This is a genomic window from Phenylobacterium sp. J426 (assembly GCF_024699945.1).
Taxonomy (GTDB): domain Bacteria; phylum Pseudomonadota; class Alphaproteobacteria; order Caulobacterales; family Caulobacteraceae; genus Phenylobacterium.
This window is the reverse complement of sequence record NZ_JAJOMY010000001.1, coordinates 3,139,837-3,165,134: the sequence shown is the minus strand read 5'-3', so window position 1 is coordinate 3,165,134 and position 25,298 is coordinate 3,139,837. Positions and strand designations below refer to the sequence as shown.

Below are 25,298 nucleotides of genomic sequence, written 5' to 3'. Positions count from 1 at the left end.
TCGAATTCATGCAGCGCCGAAACTAGGCGGCTAAGCGATGGTGGTGAAGGTCCCCTCGCCCTTCAGCACCTTGAGGAAGGCGCCCCGCTCGCGGATCGAGAAAACCACGATCGGGATCTGGTTGTCGCGCATCAGGCTCACCGCGGAAGCGTCCATGACGCGAAGGTCCTTGGCGAGGACATCCGTGTAGCTCAGCGTCTCATAGCGCTCGGCCGATGGGTCCTTCTTGGGGTCGGCCGTGTAGACGCCGTCCGACGCTCGTCCCCTTGAACAGCGCCTCGCAACCCATTTCGGCGGCCCGAAGCGCGGCGCCCGAGGTCTGTCGTGAAGAACGGCGCGCCGACGCCGGCGGCGAAGATCACCACCCGACCCTTCTCCAGGTGCCGCTGCGCGCGGCGGCGGATGTAGGGTTCGCAGACGGCCTCCATCGGGATCGCGGACTGGACGCGGGTGTAGACGCCGATCTTCTCGAGCGCGGCCTGCAAGGCCAGGGCATTCATGACCGTCGCCAGCATGCCCATGTAGTCGGCGCTGGCCCGCTCCATGCCGCGACCGGCGAGCGAAACGCCGCGGAAGATGTTTCCGCCGCCGATCACCAAGCAGAGCTGAACGCCCGTGCGCACCACCTCGGCGATGTCCTCAGCCGTCCGCTCCAGCGTGTTGGTGTCGATGCCGAACGGCTGGTCGCCCATCAGGACCTCGCCCGAAACCTTCAGCAGCACGCGGGTGTAGCGGGGTTTTTCGGCCATGGCGGGTCCAGTTCGTAAGGGCGCGGGACGTAGATACATCAAGGGCGCGGCGCGCGTCGAACGCGCCGCGCCCTCAAAGGGTCAGTTTCGTGCGGGCCTTAGCCCGCCGAGGTCATCGAAGCCACTTCGGCCGCGAAGTCGTCGACCTTTTTCTCGACACCCTCGCCGAGGGCGAAGCGGACGAAGCCCTTCACCGCGACCGGCGAGCCGACCTGCTTGGACGTCTCGGCGATCAGCTGCTCGATCGTCTGATCCGGGTTCATGACGAAGGGCTGCTTCAGAAGCACCACTTCTTCCTGCCACTTGCGGATCCGGCCCTCGACCATCTTCTCGGCGATCTCGCGGGGCTTGCCCGACTCCATCGCCGTCTGGGTCTGGATTTCCCGCTCCTTGGCGACGGCGTCCGGATCCAGTTCGTCCGACGTCAGCGACAGCGGCGGGGTCGGCGTACCGGCCACGTGCATCGCGATCTTCCGACCGACGTCCTTCAGCACGGCCTGATCGCCGGCGCCTTCGAGGGCGACCAGCACACCAAGACGCGCAACGCCTTCGCCCTGCACATTGTGCAGGTACAGCGCCACGGCGCCCTGATCGACGGTCAGGCGGTGGCTGCGGCGCAGACGCATGTTCTCGCCGATCGTCGCGATCAGGCCGGTGATGATGTCGTTGATGACCTCACCGTTCTCGGTCTTGGCGTCGTTCAGCGTGTCCAGCGCCTGGTGAGTCAGGGCCGTGACGGCGATCCGGCGGGCGGCGTCCTGGAACTTGTCGTTCTTGGCGACGAAGTCGGTTTCCGCGTTCAGCTCGATCAGAACGCCGGTCTTGCCGTCGTTGCTGATCAGGCCGGCGACGAGACCTTCGGCCGCGGCGCGATCCGACTTCTTCGCCGCCTTCGACAGGCCCTTGGTGCGCAGCCAGTCCGCCGCGGCTTCGATGTCGCCGCCGTTCTCCTGCAGGGCCTTCTTGCAGTCCATCATGCCCGCGTCGGTTTTTTCGCGCAGTTCCTTGACCAGCGCAGCGGTGATCTCCGCCATGGTGGGCTCCTTCAAAGCTAGAATCGTGACGAGCCCCCTTCATGAGGGCTCGTCATCAGAGTTTCGTGTCAGCGCAGCGCCGGGAGGCGCCTAGCCGGCCTGTTCTTCGCTCGCCGCATCGGCCGCGGGAGCTTCGGCGCCGGTCATCTCGGCTTCGAGGGCCGCAGCTTCCGGCGCGGTGACCTCGGGTTCAGCCGCCGCTTCCGGGGTCAGCTCGCGCGCCAGCGTCGGCTCAATCGGAGCCTCCGAAGCGCCCAGGTCCACGCCCGAGGCGGCTTGGCCGGCAGCCAGGCCGTCGAGGATCGCGTCGGCCATCAGGTCGCAGTAGAGCTGGATGGCGCGGGCCGCGTCGTCGTTGCCGGGGATCGGATAGGTGATGCCGTCCGGGTTGCAGTTGGTGTCGAGGATGGCGATCACCGGGATGTTCAGCTTCCGGGCTTCCTGGATCGCGATCGCTTCCTTGTTGGTGTCGATCACGAACATGAGGTCGGGGATGCCGCCCATGTCCTTGATGCCGCCCAGCGACAGCTCCAGCTTGTCCTTCTCGCGGGTGAGCGTCAGCAGTTCCTTCTTGGAACGGCCTTGGCCCTCGCCGCTGACGACGCCTTCCAGTTCGCGCAGGCGCTGAATCGACCCCGAGACGGTACGCCAGTTGGTCAGCGTGCCGCCCAGCCAGCGGTGGTTCACGTAATACTGAGCGCAGCGCTTCGCGGCGGTCGCCAGCGGATCAGACGCCTGGCGCTTCGTGCCGACGAACAGGATCCGGCCGCCGCCCGCGGCGACTTCACGGACCTTCACCAGCGCCTGGTGCAGCAGCGGAATCGTCTGCGACAGGTCGATGATGTGGATGTTGGAGCGCGCGCCGAAGATGTACTTGTCCATCTTCGGGTTCCAGCGGTGCGTCTGGTGGCCGAAGTGGGCGCCGGCTTCGAGCAGCTGGCGCATAGAAAAGTCAGGCAGAGCCATCGTCTGTATCTCGTCTTTCTTCCGGTTGGACCTCCGCAGGCACCCTTCCGAGGAAGGACCGGAACGGTGATGGACGGGATGTCTCCCCGGCCACGCCGAACGCCTGCGTGTGGATTGAGGCGCGCATTTAGGGGTTAAGCGCCCGAATTGCAAGCTCTTGCCCGCCCCGCAGGCGAGCTCACAGCTCAGGCGGGCTCACAGCTCAGGCGGGCTCCAGAAACATCACCTCGACGGCCCGGCGCCGCGTCCAGCCCAAACGCTCGTAAAGGGCAATGGCTCGGGTATTGTGGTCGTAGACGTGGAGGAAGGCGACGTCGCCGCGCGCGAGGATCGCCTGGGTGACCAGACTCATGAGCCCGGCGGCGTACCCGCGACCAAGGAAGTCGGGATGGGTGCAGACCGCGCTCAGTTCAGTGTAACCCGGCAGGCGAAGCCTCTCGCCGCACATGGCGGCCAGGCGGCCGTTCTCGCGCACTCCGATGAAGGCGCCGAGCTGATGGGTGCGACTGAAAAACGGGCCGGGCTTCGTGAGCGTCGCCAGTTGGAGCATCTCGGCGGCGTCAGCGGGCGCCAAGGCGCAGGACCTCGAACTCGGTGGGCGCGAAGACAGGCGTCGTGGCGATCATCTGGGTGATAGGGGCGCCGGGCGTGACCGTAACCCCCTCCAGCTCGCGGGGCGGATCGGCCTCGAAGAGCGCGGCCGGTCCGGTCTCGCGAACCAGGGCGGCGAGCGCAGCGACGTTTGCCGCCGAGCGGTCGGCGGCGGCAGCGAACAGGCCGTACTCCGGCGCGAGCCGGCGGGCGCGATGATCGCCCAGCGCCAGGTGAGCCTGGCGGGTGGTCAGCGCCGCCCACACCGCGCGGTCCAGAGGATGTCCGGAATTCGGATCGTCCATGCCCTCACCTGTCCTCGTCGCGGATCACCGTCTCGCGGCTCCCGGGCCTACTTTGGCTTCCCGTACACCGAGCCCGGCTTCCACGGCTCGTAGGCTTGAGGGCCTCAGGCGGCTTCGGCGTCTGGCCCGGAGCGCCGAACCCGGCATGAGCCGCTGTCGATACCGACACGACCGGCTACGACGGCCGCGAGGGCAAGCTTCCTCATCAGACGTCCTCCACGAACACCACGCCTGGCGCGGTCTTGATCGCACCCCGCACGGAGCCGTCCAAGGTGAACCGGCCAGGCAGCTTCACCTCGACCTCGCGGCCGAGCTCCAGGGGGGCGACGAGGATGATCTCCCCGCCTCTAGGATTGGTCACGCCTTCCAGGCGCTTCTTCAAGGCTTCAATCTCGGCGCTGCGGGGCGCGACGTGGACCCGGAGCCCTGCGACCACGTTCTCGACGGCCTTTTCAACCGGCTCGACGCTGTCTCCAAAGAAGCGGACCTCCCCCTCGTTGGCCTTGGCGCGCACGGTGATGGCGACGGCCTTGCCCGGCTCCAGCAGATCCCGGCAGCGCTTCAGCGATTCCGGCGGGAACAGCACCTCGTACTCGCCGGTCGGGTCGGAGAAGGTCACGAAGGCGAACTTCTCGCCCGAGCGCGAAGGGCGCTCCTGCTTGCGGCGGACCACGCCCGCCATCCGTAGCGCCTCGGCCCCGGCGGCGGCCTTGGCGATCGCATCGGTTAGCAGCTCGGTGCGGCGGCGTCGCAGCGCCTCGATCATGTCCTCGAGCGGATGCCCCGACAGGTAGAAGCCTACCGCCGCCAGTTCCTCGTCGAGGCGCTCGGTCGGCGTCCACGCCTCGGCGCGAGTCATTCGCGGCCGATGCCCCCCGACAGGTCGTCGCCAAACAGGCTGACCTTGCCCTCGGCGCGGTCGGAAGCCAACGCCTGGCTATGACCGATCAAGGCATCGGCCGAGGCGATCAACTCAGCGCGGTTCGGGTGTATGGCGTCGAAGCAGCCGGCCCGGGCCATCGTCTCGAAGGTGCGCTTGTTGACCTGTTTCGGGTCGACCCGTTCGACGAAGTCGAAGATGTCCCGGAACGGCCCGCCCTCGCGCCGCACCTGAACCACATGCTCCATCGCTTGCAGGCCGACGTTGCGGATGGCGCCCAGCGCGTAGAGCACTTCGCCGTTCTCAACGTCGAAGTCGGCCCCAGACCGGTTCACGCAGGGCGGCCGGATCTTTACGCCGAAGCGCTTGGCGTCCTGATAGAAGACCGACAGCTTGTCGGTATTGGCGATATCGAGGCTCATCGAGGCCGCGAAGAACTCGACGGGCGCGTTCGCCTTCAGCCAGGCCGTCTGGTAGCTGACGAAGGCATAGGCGGCGGCGTGGGACTTGTTGAAGCCGTAGCCGGCGAACTTGTCGACCAGGTCGAAGATGGCGCCGGCCTGGGCGCCCGGCACGCCCTTGGCCTCGGCTCCGGAGACGAACCGCGCCCGCTGGAGGTCCATCTCCTCCTTCTTCTTCTTGCCCATTGCGCGACGCAGGAGGTCGGCCTCACCCAGGCTGTAGCCCGCCAGGATTTGGGCGATCTGCATCACCTGTTCCTGGTAGACGATGATGCCGTAGGTCTCCTTCAGCACCCCTTCCAGCGTGGGATGCAGGTAGTCGATCGGCTTGCGGCCGAACTTGCAGTCCACGAACGTCGGGATGTTGTCCATCGGGCCCGGGCGGTACAGGGCGCCGATGGCGGTGACGTCTTCGATGGAGCTGGGACGGAGCTGGCGCAGCGCATCACGCATGCCTTGACCTTCGAACTGGAAGACGCCGATGGTCTGGGCGTTGCTCATCAGATCGTAGGTGGGCTGGTCATCCAGCGGCAGGGCGTTGGGGTCGATCGCCGCGCCGCGTTTCTCCAGGTGCTTCACGGCCCGATCGATGACGGTGAGCGTCTTCAGGCCCAGAAAGTCGAACTTCACCAGGCCGGCGCTCTCGACCCACTTCATGTTGAACTGGGTGGCCGGCAGCTCGGAGCGCGGATCGCGATAGAGCGGCGTAAGCTGCGTCAGCGGCCGGTCGCCGATGACGACCCCGGCGGCGTGGGTGGAGGCGTTGCGGTACAGCCCTTCCAGTTGCATGGCGACGGTGATCAGCCGGTCCACGGCCTCGTCACGCTGGCGCTCTTCCTTGAGGCGCGGCTCGATATCCAGGGCCTGGGCCAGAGTTACCGGATTGGCGGGGTTGGCAGGCACCATCTTGGCCAGGCGGTCGACCTGCCCGAGCGGCAGTTGCATCACCCGACCGACGTCTCGCAGGACAGCGCGGGCCTGCAGCGTGCCGAAGGTGATGATCTGGGCGACCTTGTCGACGCCGTAGCGCTGCTGGACGTAGCTGATGACCTCTTCGCGACGCTCCTGGCAGAAGTCGATGTCGAAGTCGGGCATCGACACGCGTTCCGGGTTCAGGAAGCGCTCGAACAGCAGGCCGTAGCGGAGCGGGTCGAGATTGGTGATGGTCAGCGAATAGGCGACCAGAGAGCCGGCGCCCGAGCCGCGACCGGGCCCCACCGGGATCCCCCTGGCCTTGGCCCACTTGATGAAGTCCGAGACGATCAGGAAGTAGCCGGGGAACCCCATCTGGGTGATCACCTGGATCTCCCGCTCCAGCCGCGCCTCGTAATCCTCGGGCGGGAAGGCGTTAGCCTGGCCGGCGGACATGCGGGCCTTCAGCCCTTCGCGAGCCTGGTGCGCCAATTCCTCGGCCTCGGAGCGGCCGGCGTCGGTCGTGAACCTGGGCAGCAGCGGGTCGCGCTTGTGCACCATGAAGGCGCAGCGGCGGGCGATATCCAGCGTATTGTCGCAGGCTTCGGGCAGGTCCTGGAACAAGGCCCGCATGTCGGCCGGCGACTTGAACCAGTGCTCGGCGGTGACTCGACGCCGCTCGTCCTGGCCCACAAAACTGCCGTCCGCGATGCACAGCAACGCATCGTGCGCCTCATACATCTGCGTGTTCTTGAAATAGACGTCGTTCGTGGCGACCAGCGGCACGTCTTCGTCGTACGCGAACGCCACCAGGCCGCCCTCGGCGGCGGCCTCGGCCGGCATGCCGTGGCGCTGAAGTTCGACGTAGAAGCGGTCTCCGAACGCGCGCTTCATCTCGGCCAGCGCCGCGCGCCCCTCCTTCTCCTTGCCGCCGGCGAAAAGGCAGTCGACGGGACCGTCGGGGCCGCCCGACAGCAGGATCAGGCCGGCCGAGCGCTCGACCACCTTGGACCAGGGGACGTGCGGCTCTTCCGTGGCCTCGGCGTCCACATAGGCGATGGACGACAACTCGCAGAGGTTGAGGTAGCCCTCCTCGCTCTGGGCGAGCAGCACGACGGTGGGTGTCTTGGCCCAGCGCTCGGGCGGACGGTCGCCGATCCCCGACACGGGCAGCGCACAGCCGATGATCGGCTGAACGCCCGAGCTCTTCGTGGCGACAGAAAACTCAAGAGCGCCGAACAGGTTCGCGCGGTCGGTCAGGGCCACGGCCGGCATATGCCAGCCCTTCGCGAGGTCCCCGATCTTGTCGGCCTTGATCGCGCCTTCCAGAAGCGAGTAGGCGGAACGGACCCGGAGATGGACAAAGCCCTCGCTACTCTCCGCGCTCAAGCTGGCCAACTCCCCCATCCGCGACATGGCGTCAGCTCACGACGGACGCCAAGTGACACACCATCCAGACAAAGCTGGTGACCGAGCCAAAGGCCAGCGATTCCCGCGCCAGGCGAACCATGTGTCGCATCCTTCTGTGGGCGTCCTTGTGGACAACCTGTGATGGGTTCTACTTTCGTTCTTATTCGCCTTTTGTTCTTCCTGTCAACCTGCTTGGCAGACGAGCGGCGCGCCCGGCGCTGACGCTCGGGCTTAGGGCTTGACCCACGGCTCCAGGTGGCCGTCCTTCAGCGTCAGCACGCGGTCCATGTGGCTGGCGAGCTCGAGGTTGTGGGTAGCCACCAGGGCGGCGACGCCCTGGCGCCTGGCCAGCGCATAGAGGTTCTCGAACACCGCTTCCGAGGTCTTCGGATCGAGGTTGCCGGTGGGCTCGTCGGCGAGCAGCAGCCGGGGCGAGTTGGCGAGCGCCCGGGCGATGGCCACCCGCTGCTGCTCGCCGCCCGAGAGCTGGGCCGGCTGGTGGTGCGTCCGCTCCTTGAGGCCCAGTTCGCTCAGTAGCGTCGCCGCCCGGTCCTGCGCCGCCTTGTGACTTTTGCCGGCGATCATCTGCGGCAGGGCGACATTGTCGAGCGCCGAGAATTCCGGGAGCAGGTGGTGGAACTGGTACACGAAGCCAATGGTCGCCAGGCGCACGCGCGTGCGCTCGCGCTCGTTGAGGTTCGAACAGTCGCGGCCCAGCACCGTGATGCGGCCGGCGTCGGGATGCTCCAGCAGGCCGGCGGCGTGCAGCAGCGAGGACTTGCCCGAGCCCGAGGGGCCGATCAGGCCAACGATTTCGCCGGCGTTGATGTCGAGGTCGGCGCCCCGCAGCACCGTGAGCGCGCCGGCCTCGGTGCGGTAGGTCCGTTCCAGCCCCCGGATGGAGAGGACAGGCTCACTCATAGCGGAGCGCCTCCACCGGATCGAGGCGGCTGGCGCGCCAGGCGGGCGGGATCGTGGCCAGGCAGCTCATCACGAAGCCCCAGGTGGCGACGATGGTCACCTCCACCCAATCCAGCTTCGCCGGCACGCGGTCGAGGAAATAGACGTCGGACGAGAACAGCACGGCGCCGGTGACGAGCTCCAGCGCGTGCTGGATCGGCGTGATGTAGGCGCAGAACACCACGCCCAGCAGCAGGCCCGCGATGGTGCCGAAGACGCCGATGCTGGCCCCGGCCATGAAGAAGATGCGCAGGACCGCGCCCTGCCCGGCCCCGATGGTGCGCAGGATGGCGATGTCGCGCCCCTTGTTCTTCACCAGCATGACGAGGCCGGAGATGATGTTCATGGCTGCGATGGCGACGAGCAGCATCAGGATCAGCCGCATCATGGTCCGCTCGATCTTCAGGGCGCCCCAGAACGAGCTGTCGCGCTGCGTCCAGTCGGTCACGATCCCCGTGGGGCCGGCCGCCATGCCGATGGCGGCCTTCATCCGCGCCGCATGATCGGGATCGGTGACCCGCACCTCGATGGCGTCGGCGGTGCCTTCCCGCCCGAAGAAAAGCTGGGCCTGTTCGAAGGGCATGAAGATGTAGGCCTGGTCGTACTGGCTCATGCCGACGGCGAAGGTGGCCCCGACCACATAGTCCTTCTGCATCGGCGTGCCGCCGAAGGCGGTGGCGCCGGCCGAGGGCGAGATCAGGGTCAGAACGTCGCCGGGCGCGACGCCCAGCGACTGAGCCAGCCGCTCGCCGACCACGATGGTCTCTCCGCCGTACTCGCCCGCCCCGTAATCCTTCAACGAGCCGCGGGTGATGCTCTGGGCGACCATGGTCGTCGCCTGCAGGTCCTTGGGACTTATGCCGCGGACGATGGCGCCGGAGATCTGCGTCGGACCGAGCGCGATGGCCTGGGCCTCGATGATCGGCGCCACCTGGATGACGTTGGGCACCTGCTTCAGCCGCTGGACCGCCGCGTCACGCTCGACGCCGTCCAGAAGGCCCCCGGTGACATAGACATGCCCCTGGAAGCCCAGGATCCGGTTCAGCATCTCGGCGCGGAACCCGTTCATCACGCTCATGACGATGATCAGCACCGCCACCGCAAGCATGATGCCGACGAAGGAGATCACCGAAATCAGCGCCACGCCGCCTTGGCTGCGCTTGGCGCGCAGATAGCGGCCGGCGAGCATCCGCTCCCAGTAGCCGAAGGGCGCCGCCGCACCGCCCGTGACAGCGCCGCCGTTGTTCACCCCGTGATGACCTTCAGGGCGTCCTCGAGCGGCAGGGTCTGGCGCTCGCCCGTGGCGCGGCGCTTGAGTTCGACCACGCCGTCGGCCACGCCCTTGGGACCGACGATCAGCTGCCAGGGGATGCCCACGAGGTCGAGCGAGGCGAACTTGGCGCCCGGCCGCTCGTCGCGGTCGTCAAGAACCGGCTCCACGCCGGCCGCCAGCAGGGCGCGATAGGCCTGCTCGGCCACCTCGTCGACGGCGGATTCTGCCGGGGCGCAGGTTCACGACCGCGGCGCCGAAGGGCGCGACGCTCTCGGGCCAGATGATACCGGCGTCGTCGTGGCTGGCCTCGATGATCGCGCCGACCAGACGCGAGACGCCCACGCCGTACGAGCCCATATGCACGGGCGCGTCCTTGCCGTCGGGCCCGGTCACCTTGGCGTTCATCGGCTTCGAGTACTTCTCGCCGAAGTAGAAGATGTGGCCGACCTCGATGCCGCGCGCGGTCATGCGTTTGTCCTCGGGCCCTCGGCCTCGAAGCGGGCGGCGTCGTGCATCTCGTCGCTGGCGGCGTAGAGGCGGGTGCGCTGCTGAACGAGCGGCTCCAGGTCGCCGTCCCAGTCGATGTCGGGACCCGGCGCGCCCATCTCGACCAGGTCGCGGTGGGCGAAGACCTCGCTCTCGCCGGTCTCGGCCAGGATGATGAACTCGTGGCTGAGGTCGCCGCCGATCGGGCCGGTGTCGGCCCGCACCGGGATCGCCTGCAGGCCGAGCCGCGAGTAGATGTTGAGGTACGCCAGGAACATCCGGTTGTACGCCCGACGGGCCGCCGCTTCGTCGATGTCGAACGAATAGGCGTCCTTCATCAGGAACTCGCGGCCGCGCATGACGCCGAACCGCGGGCGCCGCTCGTCCCGGAACTTCCACTGGATGTTGTAAAGATTCTTCGGCAAGTCCTTGTAGGACTTCACATAAGCTCGGAAGATGTCGGTGATGACCTCCTCCGCCGTGGGGCCGTACAGCAGGTCCCGGTCGTGGCGATCCTTGATGCGCAGCATCTCCTCGCCGTAGTCGTCGTAGCGGCCGCTCTCGCGCCACAGGTCGGCGAGTTGAAGCGTCGGCATCAGCAGCTCGACCGCGCCGGCGCGGTCCATCTCCTCGCGAACGATCTGCTCGATCTTCTTGAGCACCTTCAGGCCGAGCGGCAGCCACGCGTAGATGCCGGCGGCCTCCTGCCGGATCATCCCGGCGCGGAGCATGAGCTGATGCGAGACGATCTGGGCGTCCGAGGGCGCCTCGCGCAGCGTCGGCATGAAGTAACGCGAAAGGCGCATCGTCTCGGGTGTCCTAGAGATTCAAGGCTGGAACGAGGCGCGTTGATAGCCTCCCGCCCGGAAGCTTGGCAACGCGCCTGTGGCCGAAGGGCTCCCTAGTAGGTCGACGGGAGCGCGGGCAGCTTGACCAGGCCGAACTGGACGATGGCGAAGATCACGGCAAATACGATGGCCGAGACCCAGGTCGTGGTGATGAACTTCTGCTTCAGCTTGGGATCGACCGGAGCGCCGGGATCGCCGCCGTCGCCCTTGTCGATGCCCGCCTCGTAGTGGCTCTGGACCCCGAGCGGCAGCACCGTGAACAGCACCGTCCACCAGATCGTCAGGTAGATGGCGACGGCGGTGATCGGACCCATCAGTGCGCCCCTTTCGGCGTTTCCATCAGCTCGACCAGCACGCCGCCCATGTTCTTCGGATGGACGAAGATCACCGGCGTCCCGTGCGCTCCGATGCGCGGCTGGCCGTTGTTCAGCACGGTCGCGCCCTTGGCGGCCATGTCATCGCGCGCCGCGATGATGTCGTCTACCTCGAAGCAGATGTGGTGCTGCCCGCCCGCCGGATTCTTTTCAAGGAAGCCCTTGAGCGGCGAGTTGTCGCCGGCAGGCTCGATCAGCTCGATCTGGCTGTTCGGCAGGTCAACGAAACAGACCCAGACGCCCTGCTCGGGCATGACGAACTTCTCGCCGATCTTCGTGGGCGCCGAGGACGTCGCGGTACAGCTTCACCGCTTCGTCGATGGAGGGCGTGGCGACGCCCACGTGATTGAGTTTCCCGATCATGGGGCTGCGTATACGCCGAGCCGCGGCCGGGCGCGAGATCACGCCGCGTCAGGTGGTGAAGGGAAAGAGGCCGATGAGGGCGAGGGCCGTGAAGGTCACGAGGACGTTCAGCCCCAGCCAGCTCACCGTGAGGGCCGAAAGCGTCCGGGTGTGCCAGGCGAATGTCGGCGCGATGAGGCCACAGACCGCCAGCGCGAGATAGCCGAGGCCGGTGGCGGCGGCGCTTTGCTCGGCCGTGGAGATGCCCATCGCCGCCGCGAGCGGCGCGAGCCAGACGATCGGCAGCAACAGCAGCCAGCGGGCCGCCGGACGGCCCCTGACGACCATGAGCACGCCGACGCCGACCATCGGCGGCAGCAGCAGGCCGGCCCATGTGGCCATAACCAGCAGTACCACGAACCCTGACAGGAATCGGCCGTCGATCTCCATGCGCCGAGGCTACACCGTGGCTGGCCGTTCAGCGCAACCCAGGCGGGTTCTCAGACCCTGAGCACCGTCGTCTCGACCACGGGGCGGCGGCCCCAGATGCGCTGGCAGGCCTTCTTCACCGCCCTACTGATGGCGGTCTCGACCTCGTCGTCCAACTCGCGCTGTTCCCCCTTCAGCCGTCCAAGCGCGGCTTCCGCCTCCTCCGCCAGGTCGTCCAGGGCTTCCTCGAGCGGATAGTCCTCGTCGGCGGGCAGGCCCAGCGCCCTCACCTGCGGCCCGGCGGCGACCTTGCTGCGTCCGTCGAGCACGACGGAGACGGCGATCATGCCGTTGTAGGACGCGTGGCGGCGCTCCCTGAGGGCTTGGCCGTTCTCGGGCGTCAGCACGCCGGCATCGACGAACAGGCGGCCGGAGGGAACCTCGTCGATCACCTCGGCGCGGCCGGGCGCCAGGCGCACCATGTCCCCGTTGCGGGGCGTCACCTGCTGCGGCACCTGCAGGTCGCGGGCGAAGGCGGCATGCTCCATCAGGTGGCGGCGCTCGCCGTGGGTGGGCACGGCGACCTCGGGCCGCGCCCAGCGGTACATCTCGGCCAGCTCATCGCGGCACGGATGGCCCGACACGTGGATGCCGGGATGGTCGCGCTCGGTGTAGAGGCGCACGCCCCGTTCCGTCAGATTGTTCTGCAGATTGCGGATCGGGATCTCGTTGCCGGGGATCACCCGGCTGGAGAAGATCACCGCGTCGCCGGCGCCAAGGCTCACGTGCGGATGGGTCCCGTCCGCGATCCGCGCGAGCGCGGCGCGCGGTTCGCCCTGGCTGCCAGTGCACAGGTAGAGCACCTGGCTCTCGGGCAGGTGCTTGGCCTCGCTGTCGTCCAGGAATGGCTGAACGTCCTGCATCAGGCCCACCGACTTCGCCGCAGCCGCCATACGGTGCATCGAGCGCCCGACGAGGCAAACGCGGCGGCCGGCGGCCTCGGCGGCGTGGATCACGCTGTCCATGCGGGCGACGTTGGAGGCGAAGCAGGCCACCGCCACCTTGCCCTTGAGGCCGCCGATCAGCGGCGTGAGCGCGGCGCGGACCTCGGCCTCGGAGCCGGCGTGACCGTCTTGAAAGACGTTGGTCGAGTCGCAGACCATCGCCAGCACGCCCTCGTCGCCGAGTTCGCGGATGCGGTCGATGTCCGTAGGCCCGCCGAGCAGCGGGTCAGGGTCGATCTTCCAGTCGCCGGTGTGGAGCACCGTGCCCAGGGGCGTCTTGATCGCGAGGCCGTTGGGCTCTGGGATCGAATGGGTGAGCGTGATCAGCTCGAGGCTGAACGGGCCGAGCTCGATCCGGCCGCCGAGCGGCACCTCCGTGATCTCGGCCTCGTCCAGCAGATCCGCCTCGCGGAGCTTTTCGCGCAGCACGAAGGCGGTGAACGGCGTCGCGTAGATGGGCGCCTTCAGGCGGGGCCAGAGCCAGGCCACCGCGCCGATATGATCCTCGTGCGCATGGGTCAGCACGATGCCGAGGATGCGGTCGGCATATTCCTCGATGTACTCGGGATCCGGCAGGATCACCTCGACGCCCGGCGTGGTCTGGTCGCCGAAGGTGACCCCCAGGTCGACCACGATCCACTTGCGGTCGTGCGCCGGCCCGAAGCCGTAGAGATTGAAGTTCATGCCGATCTCGTTCGACCCGCCGAGAGGCAGGAAGACCAGTTCGTCGGCAGCGTCGTTACGGGCCATCAAGCCTTGCCTTGGTTGCGGCGCCAGATTTCCAGCATGCCGCGAATGGTGAGGTCGGGATCAAAGTGGTCGATGGCGTTGGTGGCGCCATGGAAAAGCGAGGCGACACCGCCGGTGGCGACAACGGTCAGCGGCTCAGCGCGCTCGGCCTTGATGCGGGCGATCAGGCCCTCGATCAGGGCAATGTAGCCCCAGAACACGCCCGATTGCATCGCACCCACGGTGTCCGTCCCCACGACCCTTTGCGGCTTCTGGATCGCGACCCTCGGAAGTTTCGCCGCCGCTGAGTGCAACGCCTCCATCGACAGGTTGATCCCGGGCGCGATGATCCCGCCCTCGAACCCGCCGTCGGCGGCGATGACGTCGAACGTGGTGGCGGTGCCGCTGTCGATGACGATAAGGGCGCCGTCATAGACCACATGGGCGCCGATGGCGTTCACCAGGCGGTCCGCGCCGGCCTCTGACGGCTTGTCGATACGGACTGCGATGCCCAGGTCGGCATTCTCGCCGATCACCAGCGGCTCCACCTTCAGATACCGACGGGCCAGGTTCCGCAGGTTGAAGATCGACTGCGGAACAACGCTCGAGACGATGCAGCCGTCGAAGGCCCCAAGCGCCAGGCCCGCCATGGCCAACAGCTGAGACAGCCAGACCGCGTACTCGTCAGCGGTGCGGCTGGAGTCCGTGGCCGCCCGCCACTGAGCGATCCATCGCTCGCCGTCGTGCACGGCGAACAGCGTGTTGGTGTTGCCCTGTTCGATCGCCAGCAGCATCGCTTGCCTCACACGCCCCCGAAGAACACGTCGCCCGCCGTTACGCGCTCAAGGCCGCCGTCGTCCAGCCGAAGACGCAACGCCCCGTCCGAGTCCATGCCTTCCGCGACGCCCGACAGGGTGCGGCTCGGGAGCCGCGCCTCGCATCGCTCACCGAGCCCCATGGCGCGTTCCGTCCAGGCTTGCGCGATCGGCGCGAAGCCCTGAGTGACCCAGGCGCGGCGCCACCGTTCGAAGGCGGGAGCCATCACCTCCAGCGCCGCCACGGGCTGGGGCGGCGGCCCCTGCATGAAGTCGGCGAACGCACTGGCTGGGCGTTCAACATCCTCCGGAGCGTGCGCGAGGTTCACGCCGATCCCGACAGCGAGCCAAAGCCGACCGTCGCCGCGGGCGCCGGATTCCACCAGAATGCCGACCGCCTTGCGGCCATGGATCAGAACGTCGTTGGGCCACTTCAAGCGCGCCGCGCCGGCGCCCAGGCAGGCGTCCGCCAAGTCGCAGGCGGCGAGCGCGGCCACGAACGACAACTGGGCGGCCTCAGCGGCAGGCGCGTCGGTGACGGTCAGAAGCGTAGCCGCGAGGTTGCCTCGCTGCGTCGACCAAGCGCGGCCCCGCCGGCCGCGACCGGCGGTCTGCAGAGCCGCGGTGATCCAGACCGGGCCCGTCTCTCCAGCCTCGGCGCGACGCCGCGCTTCTGCGTTCGTGGAGTCGAGGCTGTCGTACGCCTCGATCGGCGGATGATCGGCCAATCGGCTAGGCCAGACCGAACGCGCGGGCTGCGTCGGCGGCGAGCGGGTCCAGCCACGTGAGCGCGATCAACACCACGGGGAAGGAGAACAGCGCCAAGGCGACGGCGATGGTCTTGGCCTCCATTGGCGGCTTGTCGGTGGCTCCGCTCGCGCCGTCGAACCACATCGCCTTCAGGAGGCGCAGGTAATAGAACGCCGCCACGACGGACCCGACGAGGCCGAGCACAGCCGGGACCCAGAGGCCGGCGTCGAGCGCCGCCTTGAAGACGTAGAATTTCGCCCAGAACCCCGAGAACGGCGGCAGGCCGAGCGCCGAAAGCGCGAAGGCGCTCATGGCCAGCGCGATTCCCGGCTGTTCCTTGATGAGACCGGCCATGTCGTCGATGGTTTCCATGGATCGACCCTGGCGGGACAGCGCCGCCAGGCAGGCAAAAAAGCCCGTCACGTCGATCATGTAGAGCACCATGAACACCAGCATCGCCTGGATGCCGTCCTGCGTGCCGGCGGCTAGGCCCAAGGCCGCATAGCCGATGTTGGCGATCGAGGAATAGGCCCACAGGCGCTTCAGGTTCTTCTGCACGAGACCCGCGAAGGCCCCGACGGCCACCGAGATCAGGGCGATCGCGACCAGCACCTGCTGCCACTGGTGGATGGCGCCCGGGAAGCCCTCAGCCAGAGCGCGGGCGAACAGCACCATGGCGGCCAGCTTCGGCGCAGCGGCAAAGAAGGCCACGACCGGGGTCGGCGCCCCTTCGTAGACGTCGGGGGTCCACATATGGAACGGCGCGGCCGACACCTTGAACGCCAGGCCGCACATCAGGAAGACGAGGCCGAACAGCACGCCGGTGTTGGCGCCGCCCTGGACGGCCACCGCGATGTCGCTGAACACCGTCGAACCGGCGAAGCCGTAGATGAGGCTGGCGCCATAGAGCAGCAGGCCCGAGGAGAGGGGCGCCGAGCACGAAGTATTTCAGGCCGGCCTCCGACGCCTTGGCGTCGTCGCGGTGCATCGCAGCCAAGACGTAGAGCGCCAGCGAATGCAGCTCGACCCCGACATAGAGCGAGATGAGGTCGCCCGACGAGGCCATCATGCCCATGCCGAGCGCGGCGAGCAGGATCAGCACGGGGAATTCGAAGTTCTTCACGCCGCGCCGCTCGAACCACGGCTGGGCGAGCGGAATGGCGATCGCCGAGGCGACGTAGATGGCCACCTTCGAGAACGTCGCAGCGGCGTCCGAGATCAGCCCGCCGCCGAAGGCGACGCCGAACGGCTGGGTCGCGGCAGCGACAGCGGCGCCAAGCAGCGCCACGACGGCCGCTGCGCCGACCGCGGCTGTGGCGCGCGGCGCAAACGCGCCCACCACGAGCAGCGCTAGGGCCGCGCCCGCGAGGATCAGTTCGGGGAAGGCAAGCGAGAGGTCGGCAGCGAGATTCATCTAGAGGCCCCTCACCCGCCGATGGCCGCCTGATAGACAGCAACGAGCTGGTCCACCGAGGCCGCGGTCAGGTTGAAGACGATGTTGGGCTGGACGCCCAGGTACAGGGTGGAGACGATCAGCGGCGCGAAGATCGCAACCTCGCGCCAGTCGAGGTCGGTGATCGCGGCGAGCTTGGGATTGGTGAGCTCGCCGAACATGACCCGGCGGTACAGGGTCAGCGCATACACGGCCGACAGGATCACCCCGGTCGCCGCCAGGAAGGCGGTCCAGGTGGAGGCCTGATAGGCCCCGGTCATGGTGAGGATTTCGCCCACGAACCCCGATGTGCCCGGCAGGCCGACATTGCCCATGGTGAAGAGCATGAAGACCGCGGCGTACCAAGGCATGCGGTTCACGAGGCCGCCGTAGAACGCGATCTCGCGGGTGTGCATCCGGTCGTAGACGACGCCGACGCAGAGGAAGAGCGCGCCCGAGATCACGCCGTGGCTGATCATCTGGAACAACGCGCCCTGCTCGCCGGCCGCATTGCCCGAGAAGATGCCCATGGTGACGAAGCCCATGTGCGCGACGGACGAATAGGCGATCAGCTTCTTGATGTCGGTCTGACGGAAGGCGACCAGCGAGGTGTAGATCACGGCGATCACCGACATGGCGAACACCAGCGGCGCGAACAGTTCGGACGCGTTCGGGAACATCGGCAGGCTGAAGCGCATGAAGCCGTAGCCGCCCATCTTCAGCAGGATGCCCGCCAGGATGACCGAGCCAGCCGTCGGCGCCTCGACGTGGGCGTCGGGCAGCCAGGTGTGCACCGGCCACATCGGCATCTTCACGGCGAAGGACGCAAAGAAGGCCAGCCATAGCCAGGTCTGCACCCCGCCCGGGAAGTCGTACGCCATCAGCTCCGGGATCGAGGCCGTGCCGGTCGTGGCGATCATGTAGAGGATCGCCGCCAGCATGAGCACCGAGCCCAGCAGGGTGTAGAGGAAGAACTTGAACGCCGCATAGACGCGCCGCCCCCCCCAGATGCCGATGATCAGGAACATCGGGACCAGGCCGAACTCGAAGAAGATGTAGAAAAGCACGAGGTCGAGCGCACAGAAGACGCCGATCACCAGGGTCTCGAGGACCAGGAAGGCGATCATGTACTCCGGCACCCGCTTCTCAATGGAGGTCCACGAGGCGGCGATGCAGAGCGGCATCAGGAAGGCGGTGAGAAGGACGAACAGGACCGAGATGCCGTCCACGCCCATCCGATAGCTGAGGCCGGCGAACCACGGCGCCTCTTCCACGAACTGGAAGCCCGGGTTGGACGGATCGTACTGGAGGACCAGCAGCACCGACAGGGCGAACGTCGCGAGCGTGGTGACGAACGCGATCCACTTGGACGCACTGACGACCTTCGCGTCCTCCGGTCGGCCCATGAGGCGCAACGCCAGGATACCTGCGACGCCGATGAGCGGCGCGTACGTGATGAGGGAGAGAAGCGGCATTGGTCGTTATCCCCCTCAGGCGTTCCAGGCCCAGAGGGCGTAGGTCAGCAGGCCCGCGACGCCCAGCAGCATCACGAAGGCATAGTGGTAGACATATCCGGACTGCAGGCGTCCTGCGCCCTTCCCCACCTTGACCGACAGCGCTGAGACGCCGTCGGGGCCGAGGCCGTCGATGATCTTCTGGTCCCCGCCCTTCCAGAACAGGTCGCCCAGGAACTTGGCCGCCCGAACGAAGGTCGCCTGGTAGAGCTCGTCGAAGAACCACTTGTTGTAGAAGAACACGTACAGGGGGCCGCCGCGGGCGGCGAGGCGTGCGCCGAGACCTTCCCGCAGCAGATAGACGTAGGCTGCGACCACCAGGCCCAGCACCGAAGCCACCAGCGGAGCCAGGATCACCCACACGGGCGCGTGATGCTCCTCGGCGGGCTGCTCGACGGCGGGCGCCGGGATCGGGCCGGCGGCATGCTGGGCCGCGTCGGTCGTGGCATGGTCGGGACCGGCCGGCGCCGCATGGGCGCCGGCGGCCGCGCCGTGGTGCTCGACCGGGGCGTTGTAGATCGCGCCCTTCCAGAACTCTGCCTTCTCGTCGCCGATGAACTGATGGTGGAAGGCGAAGCCGGCCGCGATGGCGCCGATCGACAGCACGATCAGGGGGATGCGCATGCTCCACGGGCTCTCGTGGGGCAGCGCCGGACCGTGGTGGCCATGCCCATGACCGTGCGCATGATCGTCGCTGGCTAGCGGCTCGTCGTGCGTCTCGTGTTGAGCGTCCGAAGCGTGATCGCTGTGCGCGCCGTGGGCGTCGTCAGCGTGATGGTCGCGGTTGTGCCAGTGGTGTTCGAGGTCCTCCGACGTCCAGCGGGCGTGGCCGTTGAACGTGAAGAACGCCAGGCGCCAGGAATAGAACGCCGTGAGACCGGCCACGAGCACGCCAATGATGAAGGCGAACCAGCCGATGGCGTGACCCGCCTGAGCGCCCTCGTAGGCAGCGTGGATGATCGCGTCCTTCGAATAGAAGCCCGCGAAGCCCCAGTCGAGGAACGGAATGCCGAGGCCGGTGATGGCGATCGTGCCGATGGTCATGACCGCATAGGTGACCGGCAGGTACTTCGTCAGCGCGCCGTAGCGGCGCATGTCCTGCTCGTGCGCCATGCCGTGGATGACCGAGCCCGCGCCCAAGAACAGCAGCGCCTTGAAGAAGGCGTGGGTGAACAGGTGGAACATCGCCGCCTGGTAGGCGCCGACGCCCGCGGCGAAGAACATGTAGCCCAGCTGCGAGCAGGTCGAATAGGCGATGACACGCTTGATGTCGTTCTGCGTAAGGCCGACGGTCGCCGCGAACAGCGCTGTCACCGCGCCGATCACCGTGACGATGTTCTTCGCCACCGGGGCGTATTCGAACATCGGCGACAGCAGGCAGACCATGTAGACGCCAGCCGTGACCATGGTCGCGGCGTGGATCAGCGCCGACACCGGCGTCGGGCCTTCCATGGCGTCCGGCAGCCAGGTGTGCAGGAAGAACTGGGCCGACTTGCCCATGGCGCCGATGAACAGCAGTCCGCAGGCCAGATCCATCAGGCGCCAGTCGCGGCCGATGAATTCCCAGCTGCGATCGGCGTTGGCGGCGATCTGCGGGAAGATCTCGGCGAACTGGATGGTCCCGAAGGCCCAGAACACCGTCATGATGCCGAGCGCGAAGCCGAAGTCGCCGACACGGTTGACCACGAAGGCCTTGATCGAGGCGGCGTTGGCCGTGGGCTTCTTGAACCAGAAGCCGATCAGCAGGTAGCTCGCCAGGCCCACGCCTTCCCAGCCGAAGAACAGCTGCATGAAGTCGGCGGCGCTGATCAGCGCCAGCATGGCGAAGGTGAAGAGCGACAGGTAAGCGAAGAACCGCGGCTTGTGCGGATCCTCGGCCATGTAGCCCCACGAATAGAGGTGCACGAGCGACGAGACGGTCGTGACCACCACCAGCATCACCGCCGATAGGCCGTCCAGGCGGAACGACCAGTTGGAGATGAAGTCGCCGACGTGGATGAACGGGGCGTAGGTGACGGTGAACGGCTCGAGGCCGCCCCAGGTCCATTGGCTGAACACCACCCACGACAGGATGGCCGACAGGAACAGGAGGCCAGTGGTGACGGCCTGGCTGACCTTGCTCGGGATCACTCGGCCGAACAGGCCGGCCGTGATCGCGCCCAGCAACGGGCCGAACAGGATGACGGTGACGAGGACGGCAGCGTTTTCCACGGTTCGCTCAGCCCTTCATCATCGAGGCGTCGTCCACGGCGATGTCGCCGCGGTTGCGGAAGAACGTGACCAGGATGGCCAGGCCCACGGCCGCCTCGGCGGCCGCGACGGTGAGGACGAACATGGCGAAGATCTGCCCCGTCACGTTGCCCAGATAGACCGAGAAGGCCACCAGGTTGATGTTCACCGCGAGAAGGATCAGCTCGATCGACATCAGGATGACGATGATGTTCTTGCGGTTCACGAAGATGCCGAAGACGCCGATCGTGAACAGGATCGCCGCGACGGCCAGATAGTGCGGTAGGCCGATCATTCGCCGATCCCCTCGCCCGGCTTGATGTCGATGATGCGCATGCCCGTCTTCGGCGTGCGCAGGACCTGGTCGGCGACGAGCTGGCGCTTGACGCCCGGCTTGTGGCGCAGGGTGAGCACGATCGCCCCGATCATCGCCACCAGCAGCACCAGGCCCGCCGCCTGGAAGAAGTAGACGTAGTCCGTGTAGAGCACCCGGCCGATCGCCTCCGCGTTGGTGACGTCGACGCCCTGCCCGCTCGCCATCGGCAGGTCGTTGCCGGCGGCCGCGCCGCGCGTGGCCACGGTCGACGAGACGACGATCATCTCCACCGCCAGAACGCCGGCGATCAGCAGGCCCAGCGGCATGTAACGGGCGAAGCCCTGCCGTAGCGCGGCGAAGTCGACGTCCAGCATCATGACGACGAACAGGAACAGCACCGCCACGGCGCCCACGTAGACGACCACCAGCAGCATCGCGAGGAACTCCGCGCCCATCAGGACGAAGAGGCCCGCGGCCGAGAAGAAGGCCAGGATCAGCCACAGCACCGAGTGCACCGGGTTGCGCGCGGAGACCACGCCAAAACCGGCTGCGACGGTGACTGCCGCCATCAGATAAAATGCGATCGCCTGCAGGGGCATTCGGCTCGTCTTTCGTCCCTCAGATCAGCCGCGTCGCGGCCGGCGGAATCGCGCCGCGGGTTTAGCGGTACGGCGCGTCCAGTTCCAGATTCTTCGCGATCTCGCGTTCCCAGCGGTCGCCGTTATCCAGCAGGCGCTCCTTGTCGTAGTAGAGCTCCTCGCGGGTCTCGACAGCGAACTCGAGGTTCGGACCCTCGACGATGGCGTCCACCGGGCAGGCCTCCTGGCACAGGCCGCAGTAGATGCACTTCACCATGTCGATGTCGTAGCGGGTCGTGCGGCGGCTACCGTCGGCGCGCGGTTCGGCCTCGATGGTGATGGCCTGAGCCGGGCACACGGCCTCGCAAAGCTTGCAGGCGATGCAGCGCTCTTCGCCGTTCGGATAGCGGCGCAGGGCGTGCTCGCCGCGGAAGCGCGGGCTCTGCGGGTTGCGTTCGTGCGGGTACTGCACCGTCTTCTTGGGCCGCACCATATGCTTCATGGCGAGGCCGAAGGCGCCGGCGAAGTCCAGCAGGGCCGCCCCCCTTCACCGCCTGACCGATCCGGTTCAGCATTTCAGTCTCAGTCCTTCTGACAGGACCAGTGGTCCAGACGCCTGGAATCCCCCTGGTCCCGAAGTTTCAAGGTCAGCCCCTTCGCGGCGCAGGCCTGCTGCGCGTCGCGAATGGCGTCGTAGGTCGCCAGGCCCTCGTCGCGGAAGGCGGGCGCGCTTGCGCACGCGCCCAGCGCCAGCAGCGAGAGCATGGCGACCGCAGTCCTCACGAGCCCATCGCCGGCTTGAGCACGAACAGCGCCCAGCCCGAGATGAAGAAGATCGCGATCAGCGAGAACGGCAGGAACACCTTCCAGCCCAGTCGCATCAGCTGGTCGTAGCGGTAGCGGGGCACGATCGCCTTCGCCATCGACACCAGGAAGAAGAAGAAGACGACCTTCAGGAAGAACCACATGAAGTAGAAGAAGCTGGCGGCCGTCGGATGCCAGGCGTCGGTGAACGGCGTCGGGAACGGCGCGGTCCAGCCCCCGAAGAACAGGATCGTCGTCATCGCGCAGATCAGCACGATGTTCGCGTACTCGCCGATCATGAACAGCAGGTACGGGGTCGACGAGTATTCCACCTGATAGCCGGCCACGAGCTCGGACTCGGCCTCGGGCAGGTCGAAGGGCGGACGGTTCGTCTCGGCGAGGCCGGAGATGAAGAAGATCACCGTCAGCGGGATCATGAACAGCAGCAGCGGCAGCTTCTCGATGCCGCCCGGGCCGCCGAAGGCGTACCAGTTCCAGAACCCGCCCTGCTGGCTGGTGACGATGCCCTGCAGGTTCATGGTGCCGGCGAGCACGATGACGGCCACGATGATGAAGCCAAGCGAGACTTCGTAGGACACCATCTGTGCGGCCGACCGGAGCGACCCCAGGAACGGGTACTTCGAGTTCGAGGCCCAGCCGCCCATGATGATGCCGTAGACGCCGAGCGAGCTGATCGCGAACAGGTAGAGGATGCCGACGTTGATGTCGGAAACCACCCAGCCCGGCGCGAGCGGCATGACCGCCCAGGCGGCGAAGGCGAGCGTGAAACTGATCAGCGGCGCCAGCAGGAAGACCGCCTTGTCGGCCCCCGACGGGATGACGATCTCCTTCAGCACGAACTTCAGGAAGTCGGCGAAGGACTGCAGCAGGCCGAAGGGGCCCACGACGTTCGGGCCCTTCCGCATCTGAACGCCCGCCCAGATCTTGCGGTCGGCCAGCAGCAGGAAGGCCAGCGACAGCAGGATCCAGATCATCACCGCCAGGATCTGGCCGACGGTGAGCAGGGTCCAGCCGCCCGGGGTTTCCCAGAAGGAAGTCTGCATCGCCTACTCCGCCGCGATCTTCGTGGCGCCGGCCGCGAGGGAGGCGCATTCGGCCATCGTCACGCTGGCGCGGGCGATGGGGTTGGTCAGGTAGAAGTTCTTCACGCCGCTCCAGAACGGGTCGTCCGAGACCTCGCCCTTCGTGCCGAGGCCGGCCAGGTCGAACGCCGCCGGCGTCTCGGCCACGTAGTCGATGCGGCCGAAGGTCGGATGCTCGGCGAACAGCGTGGCGCGCAGCTGGTCCAGACTGTCGTAGGGCAGCTTGGCGCCCAGACGCTCGGAAAGCGCCCGCAGGATCGCCCAGTCCTCCTTGGCATCCCCCTTCGGGAAGACGGCGCGGAAGCCGAGCTGCACGCGGCCCTCGGTGTTCACGTAAATGCCGTTCTTCTCGGTGTAGGCGGCGCCCGGCAGGATCACGTCGGCCCGGTGGGCGCCCGCGTCTCCGTGGGTGCCGAGATAGACGACGAAGGCGTCGGTCTTCGACAGGTCGAGCTCGTCGGCGCCCAGCAGGAACAGGACGTCGGCGGCACCCTTCTGGACGAGTTCGCGCGCGGTCTTGCCGCCGGCCTGCGGCACGAAGCCGAGGTCGAGGCCGCCCACGCGGCTCGCCGCCGTGTGCAGCACGTTCCAGGTCATGCCGAACGCCTTGGCGACCGAGGCCGCCGCCTGCAGCACCGCGGCGCTGTCAGCCCGCGAAAGCGCGCCGGCGCCCACAACGATGGCCGGGGCCTTGGCGTCCTTGAGCGCCTTCACGAAGTCGCTCTTGGACTTGGCGAGGCCGTTGAGGCTGGCCGGGCCGGCGCCCAGGTGCTCGTAATCGTAGGTCAGGTCGGCGCTCTCGCCGATGACCCCGACACGCAGCGCGCCAGCGAGCCAGCGCTTGCGCAGGCGGGCGTTCAGCACCGGCGCCTCGATGCGCGGGTTGGAGCCCACGAATAGGACGACGTCGGCGTCCTCGATGCCCATCAGCGTCGAGTTGAACAGCCAGCTCTCGCGCGGGCCCGCGCCCAGCACGGAGCCGTCCTGACGGCAGTCGAGGCTGGTCACGCCCAGGCCGCCAAACAGGTCCTTGGCGGCCTTCATGGATTCGGCGTCTTGCAGGTCGCCGGCGATCACGCCGATGCGGTCGGCCGAAGTCGCCTTCAGCTTCGACGCGACCAGCTCCAGGGCCTCGCCCCAATCGGCGACGCGCAGCTTGCCGGCTTCACGGATGTAGGGACGGTCCAGGCGCTGGCGCGACAGGCCGTCGACCGCATAGCGCGTCTTGTCCGAGATCCACTCCTCGTTGACCTCGTCGTTGATGCGGGGAAGCACGCGCAGAACGGCCGGGCCGCGGGCGTCGACCCGGATCGCCGAGCCGAGCGCGTCCATGACGTCCACGCTCTCGGTCTTCTTCAGCTCCCAGGGCCGCGCGTTGAACGCATACGGCTTCGAGGTGAGCGCGCCGACCGGGCACAGGTCGATGACGTTGGCCGACAGCTCCGAGCCCACCGCCTTGTCGAGATAGGTCGTGATCTCAACGTCTTCGCCGCGGGAGATGAGGCCGATGTCCGGCACGCCGGCCACTTCGGTGATGAAGCGGACGCAGCGGGTGCACTGGATGCAGCGGGTCATGACCGTCTTGATCAGCGGACCCATGTACTTCTCTTCGACGGCCCGCTTGTTCTCGGCGTAGCGGCTGTCGTCGCGGCCATAGCCCATGGCCTGGTCCTGCAGGTCGCACTCGCCGCCTTGGTCGCAGATCGGGCAATCCAGCGGGTGGTTGATGAGCAGGAACTCCATCACCCCGTGGCGGGCCTTCTTCACCATCGGTGTGTCGGTGAAGATCTCCTGGCCCTCGGCGGCCGGCAGGGCGCACGACGCCTGCGGCTTCGGCGGGCCGGGCTTCACCTCGACGAGGCACATGCGGCAGTTGCCGGCGATCGACAGCCGCTCGTGGTAGCAGAAGCGCGGGATCTCCTTACCGGCCAGCTCGCAGACCTGGAGGACGTTCATCCCCGGCTCGAACTCGACCTCGACCCCGTCGACCTTGGCGATAGGCAT

General features: G+C 67.3%; 19 protein-coding genes and 6 pseudogenes. All 25 read right to left on the bottom strand.

Features of this window, described 5'->3' with window-relative positions; all coding sequences use genetic code 11:
* Positions 1-30 precede the first annotated feature (30 nt).
* A pseudogene (gene pyrH, locus LRS10_RS16660) lies at positions 31-749 on the bottom strand (UMP kinase).
* Positions 750-847: 98 nt separating this feature from the next.
* Positions 848-1,783, bottom strand: coding sequence for a translation elongation factor Ts (gene tsf / locus LRS10_RS16655; RefSeq protein WP_257838242.1), 936 nt, complete (start codon positions 1,781-1,783; stop codon positions 848-850).
* Positions 1,784-1,873: 90 nt separating this feature from the next.
* Positions 1,874-2,749, bottom strand: a complete 876-nt coding sequence (gene rpsB / locus LRS10_RS16650; RefSeq protein WP_257838241.1) for a 30S ribosomal protein S2 — start codon at positions 2,747-2,749, stop codon at positions 1,874-1,876.
* A gap of 202 nt (positions 2,750-2,951) precedes the next feature.
* Positions 2,952-3,299, bottom strand: coding sequence for a GNAT family N-acetyltransferase (locus LRS10_RS24535; RefSeq protein ID WP_308237974.1), 348 nt, complete (start codon positions 3,297-3,299; stop codon positions 2,952-2,954).
* A gap of 10 nt (positions 3,300-3,309) precedes the next feature.
* Complete coding sequence (locus LRS10_RS24530; RefSeq protein ID WP_308237973.1) at positions 3,310-3,645, bottom strand: hypothetical protein; 336 nt, start codon at positions 3,643-3,645, stop codon at positions 3,310-3,312.
* A gap of 205 nt (positions 3,646-3,850) precedes the next feature.
* Positions 3,851-7,305 (bottom strand): annotated as a pseudogene (gene dnaE / locus LRS10_RS16640) (DNA polymerase III subunit alpha).
* A 13-nt stretch (positions 7,306-7,318) separates the two neighbouring features.
* The gene (sidA, locus tag LRS10_RS25230) at positions 7,319-7,408 is read right to left on the bottom strand and encodes a cell division inhibitor SidA (protein WP_374570193.1); all 90 of its coding nucleotides are present in this window, start codon (positions 7,406-7,408) and stop codon (positions 7,319-7,321) included.
* Between the two features lie 131 nt (positions 7,409-7,539).
* Complete coding sequence (locus LRS10_RS16635) at positions 7,540-8,229, bottom strand: ABC transporter ATP-binding protein (RefSeq protein ID WP_257838240.1); 690 nt, start codon at positions 8,227-8,229, stop codon at positions 7,540-7,542.
* Positions 8,222-9,457, bottom strand: coding sequence for a lipoprotein-releasing ABC transporter permease subunit (locus tag LRS10_RS16630; RefSeq protein ID WP_257839192.1), 1,236 nt, complete (start codon positions 9,455-9,457; stop codon positions 8,222-8,224). Before LRS10_RS16630 ends, LRS10_RS16635 begins: the two co-directional genes overlap by 8 nt.
* Positions 9,458-9,513: 56 nt before the next feature.
* Positions 9,514-10,833, bottom strand: a pseudogene (proS, locus tag LRS10_RS16625) (proline--tRNA ligase).
* A gap of 95 nt (positions 10,834-10,928) precedes the next feature.
* The gene (locus LRS10_RS16620; protein WP_257838239.1) at positions 10,929-11,189 is read right to left on the bottom strand and encodes a DUF1467 family protein; all 261 of its coding nucleotides are present in this window, start codon (positions 11,187-11,189) and stop codon (positions 10,929-10,931) included.
* A pseudogene (gene mce / locus LRS10_RS16615) lies at positions 11,189-11,612 on the bottom strand (methylmalonyl-CoA epimerase). The gene LRS10_RS16620 and the pseudogene mce overlap by 1 nt, the downstream one beginning before the upstream one ends.
* A 48-nt stretch (positions 11,613-11,660) precedes the next feature.
* Positions 11,661-12,041, bottom strand: coding sequence for a hypothetical protein (locus LRS10_RS16610; RefSeq protein WP_257838238.1), 381 nt, complete (start codon positions 12,039-12,041; stop codon positions 11,661-11,663).
* A 50-nt stretch (positions 12,042-12,091) separates the two neighbouring features.
* Positions 12,092-13,774: a ribonuclease J gene (locus tag LRS10_RS16605; RefSeq protein ID WP_257838237.1), complete on the bottom strand. Its 1,683-nt coding sequence runs from the start codon at positions 13,772-13,774 to the stop codon at positions 12,092-12,094.
* Entirely contained in the window at positions 13,774-14,547 is a 774-nt protein-coding gene (locus tag LRS10_RS16600; protein WP_257838236.1) for a type III pantothenate kinase, read from the bottom strand. The genes LRS10_RS16605 and LRS10_RS16600 overlap by 1 nt, the downstream gene beginning before the upstream one ends.
* An 8-nt stretch (positions 14,548-14,555) precedes the next feature.
* Positions 14,556-15,296 carry a biotin--[acetyl-CoA-carboxylase] ligase gene (locus LRS10_RS16595; RefSeq protein WP_257838235.1) on the bottom strand — a complete coding sequence of 247 codons (741 nt, stop codon included), beginning with the start codon at positions 15,294-15,296 and terminating at the stop codon, positions 14,556-14,558.
* Between the two features lie 4 nt (positions 15,297-15,300).
* Positions 15,301-16,732: pseudogene (gene nuoN / locus LRS10_RS16590) on the bottom strand (NADH-quinone oxidoreductase subunit NuoN).
* Between the two features lie 11 nt (positions 16,733-16,743).
* Entirely contained in the window at positions 16,744-18,225 is a 1,482-nt protein-coding gene (locus tag LRS10_RS16585; RefSeq protein WP_257838234.1) for an NADH-quinone oxidoreductase subunit M, read from the bottom strand.
* 15 nt (positions 18,226-18,240) lie between these two features.
* Entirely contained in the window at positions 18,241-20,475 is a 2,235-nt protein-coding gene (gene nuoL, locus LRS10_RS16580) for an NADH-quinone oxidoreductase subunit L (RefSeq protein WP_257838233.1), read from the bottom strand.
* 7 nt (positions 20,476-20,482) lie between these two features.
* On the bottom strand, positions 20,483-20,788 hold the full coding sequence (gene nuoK, locus LRS10_RS16575) for an NADH-quinone oxidoreductase subunit NuoK (protein ID WP_257838232.1): 306 nt from the start codon (positions 20,786-20,788) through the stop codon (positions 20,483-20,485).
* The gene (locus tag LRS10_RS16570) at positions 20,785-21,408 is read right to left on the bottom strand and encodes an NADH-quinone oxidoreductase subunit J (RefSeq protein ID WP_257838231.1); all 624 of its coding nucleotides are present in this window, start codon (positions 21,406-21,408) and stop codon (positions 20,785-20,787) included. The genes nuoK and LRS10_RS16570 overlap by 4 nt, the downstream gene beginning before the upstream one ends.
* 61 nt (positions 21,409-21,469) lie before the next feature.
* A pseudogene (gene nuoI / locus LRS10_RS16565) lies at positions 21,470-21,962 on the bottom strand (NADH-quinone oxidoreductase subunit NuoI).
* Between the two features lie 7 nt (positions 21,963-21,969).
* Positions 21,970-22,170 carry a hypothetical protein gene (locus LRS10_RS16560; RefSeq protein WP_257838230.1) on the bottom strand — a complete coding sequence of 67 codons (201 nt, stop codon included), beginning with the start codon at positions 22,168-22,170 and terminating at the stop codon, positions 21,970-21,972.
* Positions 22,167-23,255: an NADH-quinone oxidoreductase subunit NuoH gene (gene nuoH, locus LRS10_RS16555; protein WP_257838229.1), complete on the bottom strand. Its 1,089-nt coding sequence runs from the start codon at positions 23,253-23,255 to the stop codon at positions 22,167-22,169. The genes LRS10_RS16560 and nuoH overlap by 4 nt, the downstream gene beginning before the upstream one ends.
* A gap of 3 nt (positions 23,256-23,258) precedes the next feature.
* Entirely contained in the window at positions 23,259-25,298 is a 2,040-nt protein-coding gene (gene nuoG, locus LRS10_RS16550) for an NADH-quinone oxidoreductase subunit NuoG (protein ID WP_257838228.1), read from the bottom strand.